This is a genomic window from Kribbella albertanoniae (assembly GCF_004348455.1).
GTDB lineage: Bacteria > Actinomycetota > Actinomycetes > Propionibacteriales > Kribbellaceae > Kribbella > Kribbella albertanoniae.
The window spans coordinates 1-9810 of the sequence record NZ_SMKA01000328.1 but is presented as its reverse complement, the minus strand read 5'-3'; the positions used below and the strand labels follow the sequence as shown (position 1 = coordinate 9810).

Genomic DNA, 9810 nt, shown 5'->3' with positions numbered 1-9810 from the left:
CTCCCACCCCGACTCCGACGCCCCCGACGGCCACCCCGTGGGCGCCCAACACGTCGTACGCAACCGGTGCACTGGTGAGCTACAACGGCCTTACCTACAAGTGCATCCAGGGCCACACGTCCCTGACCGGTTGGGAGCCGCCGAACGTCCCCGCACTCTGGGGCAAGGTCTGATCACGTCCCGCCCTCTGATCGGAGCAAGATGAAACGCATCTCGATGGCGATCGCAGCCATCACCGCAGTGGTACTCGCACTTCTCGTCGCACCGGCCGCCAACGCGGCCGGGGTCTCTGCGACCTTCACGAAGGTGTCTGACTGGGGCAGCGGCTTCGAGGGCAAGGTAACTGTCCTGAACGACACCACGAGCTCACTGAGCACATGGTCGGTAGCACTCGACTTCCCGTCGGGCTACTCGATCTCAAGCTCGTGGGACGCGACCCGGAGCAGCAGCGGGCAGACGCACACCTTCACTCCGCCCGGCTGGGCCGGGCCGTTGGCACCTGGTGCCAGCGTCACCTTCGGCTTCAACGGCAGCCCGGGCAACTTCCCCGGTCTGGCCGCCTGCCGGCTGAACGGCGGCTCCTGCTCAGGCGGTGGCCCGGTCACTCTTCCAGGTGCACCAAGCGGACTGTCCGGTACGTCGACCGCCTCGACCGTGAGTCTCTCGTGGTCCGCAGCCAGTAATGCGGCCAGCTACAACATCTACCGCAACGGCGCCAAGGTCGGTACGTCGACCGGTACGTCGTACACGGACTCCGGTCTGACCGCCAGCACCAGCTACAGCTACCAGGTGAGCGGTCAGAACAGTGCAGGCGAAGGCGCGAAGACCGGGTCGATCTCGGTCACCACCAAGGCCGGCACCGACCCAGTAGGCAGTCGGCGGGCAGCGCCGTACCTGTACATGGGCTGGGGTGACCCGCCCAACCCGCAGACCGTCATGAACGCCACCGGCATCAAGTGGTTCACCATGGCGTTCATCCTGTCGTCCGGCGGCTGCAACCCGGCCTGGGACGGCACCCGACCGCTGCAGGGCAGCGCGGACGCCAACGCGATCGCACAGATCCGTGCGGCCGGCGGCGACATCGTGCCGTCGATCGGCGGCTGGAGCGGCAACAAGCTCGGCCCGAACTGCAGTACGCCGGAAGCCCTGGCCGGTGCGTACCAGAAGGTCATCGACGCCTACGGCCTGAAGGCGATCGACGTCGACATCGAGAACTCCGACGAGTTCGAGAACGAGGTCGTCCAGGACCGCATCCTGAACGCGCTCAAGATCGTCAAGCAGAACAACCCGGGGATCCAGACGATCCTCACCTTCGGTACGTCGACCACCGGCCCGAACTTCTGGGGTAACCGGCTGATCGAGCGGTCCGCGGCGCTGAACGCGAACATCGACGTGTTCACGCTGATGCCGTTCGACTTCGGCAGCTCGAACATCTACAACGACACCGTCGGTGCGTCGACGGGTCTGAACAACAAGCTGAAGGCAGTCTTCGGCTGGACCACCGCCCAGGCCTACGCGCACCAGGGCATCTCCGGGATGAACGGTCTGTCCGACCAGCAGGAGATGACGACGACGGCGACCTGGCAGAACATCACCAACTGGTCCAAGTCGAACGGCCTGGCCCGGCTGGCGTTCTGGTCCGTGAACCGGGACCGCGGCTGCGCAGGCGGCGGCGTGGTCTCCAACTGCAGTGGTATCGCCCAGCCCGACTGGGAGTTCACCCGCATCACTGCAGGCTTCTGACAGCCGGTACGGCGGGTGCTCGGTCAGGGGCACCCGCCGTACTGCTTCAGGTCGAGATGACTGGGCGGGACCGGACGAACGCCCGGAACCGCTCAGCTGCTGGTGTCAGCTGTGCCCGAAGTCGCCAGGTCATCCCGATCTCGCGGCGTGACTGGACTCCGGCCAGCGGCACCGCTACCGCACCACTGTCACTACCGCGGATCGCACTGGACGGCAGCACTGCGACACCGAGCCCAGCACCGACCAGACTGTCGATTGTGTTCAGGTCAGTGGCCTCGAACGCCAGCCGCGGCACGAAGCCGGCAGCGCGACACAGCTCGTCGCTGATCCGCCGAAACCCGAACCCTGGTTGCAGACCAACGAAAGGCTCGTCCGCGGCCGCAGCCAGCTCGACGCGACGCCGGGTCGCCAGCGGGTGTCCTGGCGGAACGTGCAGCGCCAGCCGTTGCTGTTCGAGCGGGTGCCAGCCGAAGCGTTCCGGATCCGGCCGAGGCGCCGTGAGACCGATGTCCGCATCACCACTTTCCAGGTCCTCGACGATGCCGGTCGACGCTCCCTGGCGCAGTGCGAACTCAGCACTCGGACCCACCGCCCGGTACGCCTTCAGCAGGTCCGGTAGCAGACTCGTGGCAACTGAGTGCAGGAACGCCAGCCGCACGATCCCCGACTCCGGATCGAGCAGTGCACCGATCCGGAGCTGCGCGCTGTCGACGGCCGCAGTCCCCGCCCGGGCTGCCTCCAGCACGATCCGGCCGTACGGGTTCAGGCGCAGACCGCGATGCTCACGCTCGAACAGCGGTACGCCGAACGCCTCCTCGACGCGGCGCAGCGACCGCGACAGATTGGGCTGACTGGTGCCCAACGCGGCCGCTGCGGCAGTCAGATGTTCGGTCTCCCCCAGGACGGCGAACCAGCGCAGATCCTCGACATGCATACGGATATCGTATCTATTTCCGCCGAGATCGACATTTTACGTATCACTCCGAGCGTGGCACCGTCGAAGGCATGCACCAATCTGTCGCAGTCGGCTACCGGCCCGGAGAGGCGGCGTACCGCAGGCTCTCAGTGGCACTGTTCGCAGCCGGGCTGGCGACCTTCGCACTCCTCTACAGCACCCAGCCGCTGCTCCCCGAGCTGTCCGAGCACTTCCACGTCTCTCCCAGCCAGAGCGCTTTCAGTGTGTCGTTCGCGACCTTCGGCCTCGGTCTGGCCCTCCTGGTGGTCGGACCGATGTCGGAGCGGATCGGCCGAACCACTCTGATGCGTTGGTCTGTCGCAGGTACGTCGCTCTTCGCACTGCTCACCGCCTTCGCTCCCACCTGGCATGCGCTGCTCGCACTGCGCGGCCTGCAAGGGATCGCGATGGCAGGTCTGCCGGCAGTGGCGATGGCCTACCTGCGCGAGGAGGTGCATGCCGACAGCCACGCACGCGCCAGCGGGCTCTACATCGCTGGTACAGCGGTCGGCGGGATGTCCGGCCGACTAGTGGCCGGCGGTCTGTCCGACCTCGGCGGTTGGCGGTTCGGTGCCGCCGGAATCGCCGTACTGGGACTCCTCTGCGCTGGAATCGTGTGGTGGCTGCTGCCGTCGTCGCAGAACTTCCGCCCTGGTTCGGCACGTCCGTTCTCCGGCCGGATCCTGCGAGACCCCGCACTGCTTGCTCTGTACGGAATCGCGGCCACTGCGGTCGGCGCATTCGTCGCGGTCTACAACGGCGCAGTGTTCCGGCTGTCGGGTGAGCCCTACCTTCTGAGCGCCGGTGCCTCCGGACTGGTGTTCTGCGTCTACCTGCTCGGATCAGCCGGTTCCGCAGGCGCCGGGTTGCTGGCAGACCGTTTCGGACGACGTGCCGTCGTACCGGTGGGGTGCCTGGTCACCTTGGCTGGAGTGGCGATCACTCTGGCCGCGCCGCTACCACTCATCGTGCTCGGTCTCGCAGTGCTGACAGCAGGGTTCTTCGCAGTACACGGAGTGGCCAGTGGTTGGGTACCAGCCCGAGCACACGCCGCAGGGATCGGAACCGGCCAGGCCTCGAGCATGTACCTGTTCTCCTTCTACCTAGGCTCCTCCGTCTTCGGAGGTCTCGCCGGTACGGCGTGGAGTCGTGCAGGCTGGAGTGGAGTCGCTCTGGAGGCCGGAGTGCTGTTCGCAATCGCGCTGGTGTTGTCACTAGCCCTGAAGGCTGTTCCTAGACTGGACAGGTGACCAAGGCAACGGATGCGGCTGACCAGCTCGGGCTGAGCTACGAAATGACCCAGCACGGCCCAGTGAACTCACTAGAAGAGGCAGCCGCAGCAAGGGGGATCGAACCGGCCCGGCTGATCAAGACGATCGTGGTGCGGCTGGCTGACGACGACTACCGGTTCGTCCTGGTCCCCGGCGACCGTGAGATCGCCTGGCCGAAGCTGCGCACGCTGCTCGGCGTCAAGCGGATGTCGATGCCGGACAAGGACACCGCCTTCGCAGTCACCGGCTACCTGCGCGGCACCATCACCCCGCTGGGCAGCACCCACGCCTGGCCGGTGATCGCCGACGAGCGGATCACCGGCACCATCTCGATCGGCGGCGGCGACTTCGGCACCGGCATCACTGTGGACGCCGACGAGCTCACCAAAGCCCTCAACGCCACCGTCGCCGACGTGACCGACTGAACCATCCGGGGTGGGTGAAAGCCCACCCCGACAGGGGTTCCAGAGCCATCCTCCGGGCGGCGCATCCCGGGTTGGCTGGATGGCATGACGACAACCCTGGATCCACCTGTCCGCGTCGGGAAGGCAGCAATCTGGGCTCTCGGCCTGCTGGCCGCCGCCACCGGCACTCTGGAGTCGGTGGTGACGCCCACGCTCCCGCTGCTGCAACGCGAGCTGTCGATGAGTCCTGCCCAGGGGGCGTTGCTCAGCATCACCATGCTGATCACGGGCGCCATCATCACGCCCATCGCCGGCAACCTCGGTGACCGGTACGGCGGGAAATGGGTCATGGTCCGGCTGATGGCAGTGGTGGCGGCCGGTGGCCTGGTGTCCGCTCTGGCACCGAACCTGCCGGTGCTGCTGCTCGGCCAGGTCCTGGAGGGCGCGATGGTGGGCGCGATGCCGCTGTCGTTCATCCTGGTCCGCAAGCACCTCCCAGCGGGCGAGTCCGCGGTGGCCATCGGGGTGGTCAGCGGGATGTTCGTCGGCGGCGGCATGCTGGGCACGTTGATGGCCGGTCCGATCGCGGAAGGGTTGTCGCGGCACTGGATGTTCGCGATCCCGACGATCGCGGTCGTCATCACGACCCTGCTCGTCCACTGGCTGATGCCGAACGATCCGCCGGCCCGATCGGACGCCCGGATCGACTGGCCCGGTGTGGTGCTGCTGAGCTGCATTCTGGTGACGCTCATGGCCGGGCTCCAAGCCGCCCCCGACGCCCTCGACAAGCCGCTCCTGTTCGGAGGCCTCGTCGTACTCCTGGCCGCCCTGGTGACCGGATGGATCAGGGTCGAACGCCGCTCTCCCGCACCGATGGTCGATCTGCGGCTGTTCTCGAAGCCTGCACTGTGGAGCTCCTACGTGATCACCTTCGCCGTCTGCGTCGGCACCGCGTCGGCGACGTACCTCGTGCCGCAGCTGTTCGACGTATCCGCAGCCGGGTACGGCTTCGGGGCAAGCCCCACTGACATCGGGCGGTACCTGTTACCCAGCGCCATCGCGGCGGCGGTCAGCGGTCCGCTCAGTGGGCTCGCGGTACGGCGTTTCGGCTCGAGCGCCGTACTGGGCACCGGAATCGCCGTCATGACGACCGCCCTGTTCGCCCTGGCGTTCGTCCACTCCGAGGTCTGGCACCTCGTCGTCGGCAAGGCACTGATCGCCCTGGCCAGTGGTGTCTGCATCACGGCGATGGTCATCAAGACCGCCGACGCTGTCGACCAGGACAACACCGGTATCGCCACCAGCCTCGTGCTGGTGACCCGGGTGCTCGGCTTCGCCGCCGGCGTACAGGTCAGCGGCGCAGTCCTCTCCGCCGGGACGCTGTCCGGCACGCAGGTCCCAGCTGAGTCGGCCTACACCACGGGCTTTGTCATCGCTGCCACCGTCACCGCACTGTCTCTGCTGGTCATCCGCACTCTGCGCAAGGGAGTCAACGCATGAAGGCCCTGATCTCCGGAGCAAGCATCGCCGGTCCCGCCCTCGCGTACTGGCTGAACCGCTACGGCTACGAAGTCACGGTGGTGGAGAAGGCGAGCGCTCCGCGCGCCGGTGGCTACCCCATCGACATCCGCGGCACCGCGTTGGAGGTGGTCCGGCGGATGGGGATCCTCCCACAGCTGCAGGACGCACGGATCGACCTGCGGCGGCTCACTTTCCTCAACGAGGACGGCAGCACGATCGCCTCGGTCAATCCGCATGCGCTCGCCGGCAGCGACACCGGACAGGACCTCGAGGTACGGCGCGGAGACCTGACCGCAGCCTTGTACGCCGCGGTCCGTGACGACGTGGAGTTCGTATTCGACGACTCTGTCGAGTCACTCGACCAGTCCGACCGCGGAGTCGACGTCACGTTCATCAGCGGTGGCCCACGGACGTTCGACCTAGTGTTCGGCGCGGACGGTCTGCATTCGCGCACCCGGGCGCTCACGTTCGGTCCGGAGGAGCAGTTCCACCACTACCTCGGGTACTGCTTCGCCGGCTTCAGCATGCCCAACACCTTCGGTCTCTCCGATGAGGTGGTCATGTGGAACACCCCAGGCAGAGCTGCGGCCGTCTATGCCGTCGGCGACGACGAGGTGCACGCCCTGCTGACCGTCGCCCAGTCACAGCCACGGGCTGACGTCTCACGAGACCTGATCGCCGAGACCTTCAGCGACGCAGGCTGGGAGGTACCGCGCATGATCGCCGCGCTCCGCGACGCGGATGATCTGTTCGTCGACACCGTCAGCCAGATCCGGATGCCGCAGTGGTCCAGAGGCAACGTCACGTTGGTCGGCGACGCAGCCTACGCACCGTCCTTTCTGACTGGGCAGGGCACCAGCCTGGCGCTAGTCGGCGCGTACAGGCTCGCGCACTCCGTAGCCAACGAGGGTTTGGCAGCGTACGAAAGCAGCACCCGCGAGTTCGTGAGCGCCAACCAGGGCAAGATCGGTGTGGGGGACGCCAGGCTGATCCCCACCACCAGTCAGGCACTGGAGCAACGCAACACGATGCTGCGCAATCTCAGCACGCTGCCCGAGTTAAACCAGTAGGCCTCGCTGTCCGGCGCGGAGGCCTGCTTGGAAACGGGTGGTGGCGTCGAGTGCTCTGAGAATGCGTTGCATCCGTCGTTCGACGGTCCGCTGAGCGACTCCGAGTCGCCGGGCGATGGCTTGGTCCGTCAGTCCGGCAGCGGCCAGCGAGAGCAGTTGCTGGTCTTCGAAGCTCAGTGGCCCGTCCGACGGGGTCGGGGACAACGGACTGCCCTGGTGCCAGAGCAGATCGAAGAGGCGGAGCAGTCCGTCGAGCAGACTCGACGGACCGAGCTCGACGATCACGTCGTGGCTGGTCGGCAGCAGCGCCATCCGGCGATCGACGACCAGCATCTTGAGCGGTACGTCGCGCAGCATCCGGCAACCGGTGGATCGGGCGGCCAGTAAATCAGTCGGCGACGACAGCGAGTCCATGTCGAAGATCGTCCGGTAGGTGATGCCGTGCGCCCTGCGCGCCTCGACCGGCACGACGACGTACGGCGGCCGGTCCAGCACAAGCACTTCGTCCTGGGCGCACTGCTGCGCCTGGTAGAACCGCTGGGCGACCGCCTCTGCACCACGGATCACCGTGAACGCGTCATGCCGGGCTCTGAACTCAGCAGTCAGCACGGAGGCCCCGACTCGGGCTTCCACGATGGCTGCCTGTTTCCGGAGCGCCAGCAGCTCGACTGCTGCCTCGGGGACCGCTGGGAAGTAGCGGGCCGGCCTCCCCGGCATGCGGGAGGCCAGGCCGAGAGACAGCAGCGAACGGAGGTGTCGGGCGATCCGCGTGGCCGGCCAGCCGGTGTCGTTCGCCAGGTCTGTCGTTGTGGACTCCGGGCGGGCCAGAAGCGCCCGATAGAGCTGCTCGTCCTCCGAGCAGACACCGAGCGCTTCCAGCACCGGAGCGGGGCGGTAGTTGTGCATCAGGGCATTGCGTGGACGTGGGCGCCGACTTGGTTGGCGAACTGGTTGCCGTTCAGCGCGTCCCAGTTGGTCGACCAGGTCATCGCGCCGCGCAGAGTCGGCCAGGTGGTGGTCGGTTTGAAGCTGCCACAGTTCGTACCACGCGCCAGACAGTCCAGTGCGTTGTTGACGATCGTCGGCGAGACGTAGCCACTGCCGGCACCACGCGGCGACGCCGGCAGACCCAGACCGACCTGGTCGGGACGCAGACCGTTCTGCAGCATGATGCAGGCCTGTGCGGTGATGAAGTCGACCGAACCCTGCGAGTACACCTGTCCGTTGCAGCCGTTCATCGCACCGGAGTTGTAGTACTGCACGTTGACGATGGTCAGGATGTCCTTGATCGCCAGCGCGAGTTTGAAGTACTCGAACGTCGTCGCCTGCATGTCGATCGTCTGCGGCGCCATGGTGATGATGAGGCTGCTGCCGAACTGGCTCTGCAGACTGCGCAGCGCCTGACCCATGTACTGCGCGTTGACGCCGTTCTCGAGGTCGATGTCGATCCCGTCGAAGCCGTACTCCCGCAGTACCGTCAGCGCGGTCGAGGCGAAGTTGGTCGCCGCAGTCGCGTTACCGACCGAGATCGTGCCGCGCTCACCACCGACCGACAGGATGACCTTCTTCCCGGCGACCTTCTTCGCCGCGATGTCGGACTTGAACTGCGCGACGGTGTAGCCGTTCAGCCCCGCAGTGTCGAGGTTGAAGGTGATCCCACCCGGCCGGGCAGCGTCCGCGTCAGCGAAGGCAACCGCGATCAGGTCGTACGCCGCCGGTACGTCGGAGATCTTCTGGACGGTCGCACCGTTGTTGAAGTTCTGCCAGTACCCGGTCAGCACGTGCTTGGGCAGGCTGCCACCCGGATTGGTCGGCCCGGTGGTCGTCGTACCGGAGGCGGACGCGCCGTACGGCGAGCAGTTGCCGCTGGGGTCACACGCCCGCACCTTGAAGCTGTACGTCGTCGCCTGGGTCAGCCCGGTCGCCGTCCAGCTGGTGACGTTGCCGACGCTCTGTGCTGCGTCAGTCCCCCGTACGACGTCGTAGTGGTCGATGCCGTTCGCGTCTGTCGCAGCGGACCAGTTGAGCTGCAGCGAGCTGGACGTCGGGCTGCCGACAGCCAGCCCACCCGGAGTGGACGGCGGAGTGGTGTCCGGCGTGCCGCCCGGGCCGTCCAGTACGACGTCATCCGCGCCGAACGGCGGTAGTCCGTACCAACCGTGCAGGTAGATGGTCACCGACGTGGCCGAGGCGCTGGTGGTGAACGGGACGGTCAGCTGGCTCCAGGTGCTGCTGGTGGTCCAGGTCGAGGCTCCCCCGTCCACACCGAGGTAGACGTTGGACCCGGTCACCCAGGCCGACAGCGTGTACGCCGTACTGGGGCGGACCGAGATCGTCTGGCTGCAGCGTCCGGTGGCGGAACCGCTGGGGGCCGACTGCAGTCCGAAGGAACCGGAGTGGGCTGTGCTGGTGACACTGCCGGCAGCGCACTGCCAGCCGGAGAGAGTGCCGGACTCGAAGGAGCCGTTGACGACGAGGTTGGTGGCGGCATGTCCGGTCGCGGGGACCAGGACCAGGCCCGTGAGGGCGACGAGAAGTGCGATCAGGCTGAAGACCAGTGCCTGGGGGCGGGGTGCAGGCGGTTTCATGATTAGAAACTGTGGCTGCGTAACTACATTGTCAAGACCCTGCATAAAGTGAACGCGCTCTCACGCTCACAGAAATGAAAAATATACAGATTCTGTACAGTGGAACACCCTCCGGACGAGACCGCCCAGAACGGAACTCCCGAAAGTTTCAGAGCTCCTGAAGGAGACCATCCTCCTGGAGGAGGAAAGGCGACGGCCCCCGGCGGGGGGGTGACCGGGGGCCGTCTTCGGCCACGGGCTCGGGGGGAGGAGCCGGGG

General features: G+C 66.7%; 9 protein-coding genes. 6 read left to right on the top strand and 3 right to left on the bottom strand.

Features of this window, described 5'->3' with window-relative positions:
• Both E1261_RS47060 and E1261_RS39910 read left to right on the top strand, forming a co-directional pair.
• The coding region (locus E1261_RS47060) for a carbohydrate-binding protein (protein WP_338033983.1) at window positions 1-173 on the top strand (173 nt) is incomplete at its 5' end.
• Window positions 174-201: 28 nt separating this feature from the next.
• On the top strand, window positions 202-1743 hold the full coding sequence (locus E1261_RS39910; protein WP_132414952.1) for a cellulose binding domain-containing protein: 1542 nt from the start codon (window positions 202-204) through the stop codon (window positions 1741-1743).
• A 46-nt stretch (window positions 1744-1789) separates the two neighbouring features.
• On the opposite strand, the gene E1261_RS39905 is transcribed toward E1261_RS39910, so the two are convergent.
• Window positions 1790-2677 (bottom strand): LysR family transcriptional regulator, encoded by an 888-nt coding sequence (locus E1261_RS39905; RefSeq protein ID WP_132414951.1) that lies wholly within the window; start codon window positions 2675-2677, stop codon window positions 1790-1792.
• Window positions 2678-2748: 71 nt separating this feature from the next.
• On the opposite strand from E1261_RS39905, the gene E1261_RS39900 reads away from it, so the two are divergent.
• The 4 genes from E1261_RS39900 (at window position 2749) to E1261_RS39885 (ending at window position 6964) form a co-directional block, all read left to right on the top strand.
• Entirely contained in the window at window positions 2749-3948 is a 1200-nt protein-coding gene (locus tag E1261_RS39900; protein ID WP_165952809.1) for an MFS transporter, read from the top strand.
• The gene (locus tag E1261_RS39895; protein ID WP_238176736.1) at window positions 3945-4394 is read left to right on the top strand and encodes an aminoacyl-tRNA deacylase; all 450 of its coding nucleotides are present in this window, start codon (window positions 3945-3947) and stop codon (window positions 4392-4394) included. Before E1261_RS39900 ends, E1261_RS39895 begins: the two co-directional genes overlap by 4 nt.
• Window positions 4395-4478: 84 nt before the next feature.
• A complete protein-coding gene (locus tag E1261_RS39890) occupies window positions 4479-5873 on the top strand; it encodes an MFS transporter (protein WP_132414950.1) in 1395 nt (464 codons plus the stop codon).
• Window positions 5870-6964 carry an FAD-dependent monooxygenase gene (locus E1261_RS39885; protein WP_132414949.1) on the top strand — a complete coding sequence of 365 codons (1095 nt, stop codon included), beginning with the start codon at window positions 5870-5872 and terminating at the stop codon, window positions 6962-6964. Before E1261_RS39890 ends, E1261_RS39885 begins: the two co-directional genes overlap by 4 nt.
• Here the strand turns inward: E1261_RS39885 and E1261_RS39880 are convergent.
• Together E1261_RS39880 and E1261_RS39875 are read right to left on the bottom strand one after the other, a co-directional pair.
• A complete protein-coding gene (locus E1261_RS39880; RefSeq protein WP_132414948.1) occupies window positions 6953-7870 on the bottom strand; it encodes a helix-turn-helix domain-containing protein in 918 nt (305 codons plus the stop codon). The two genes, E1261_RS39885 and E1261_RS39880, sit on opposite strands and share 12 nt — an antisense overlap.
• The gene (locus tag E1261_RS39875) at window positions 7870-9552 is read right to left on the bottom strand and encodes a chitinase (RefSeq protein ID WP_132414947.1); all 1683 of its coding nucleotides are present in this window, start codon (window positions 9550-9552) and stop codon (window positions 7870-7872) included. Before E1261_RS39875 ends, E1261_RS39880 begins: the two co-directional genes overlap by 1 nt.
• Window positions 9553-9810: the final 258 nt, after the last annotated feature.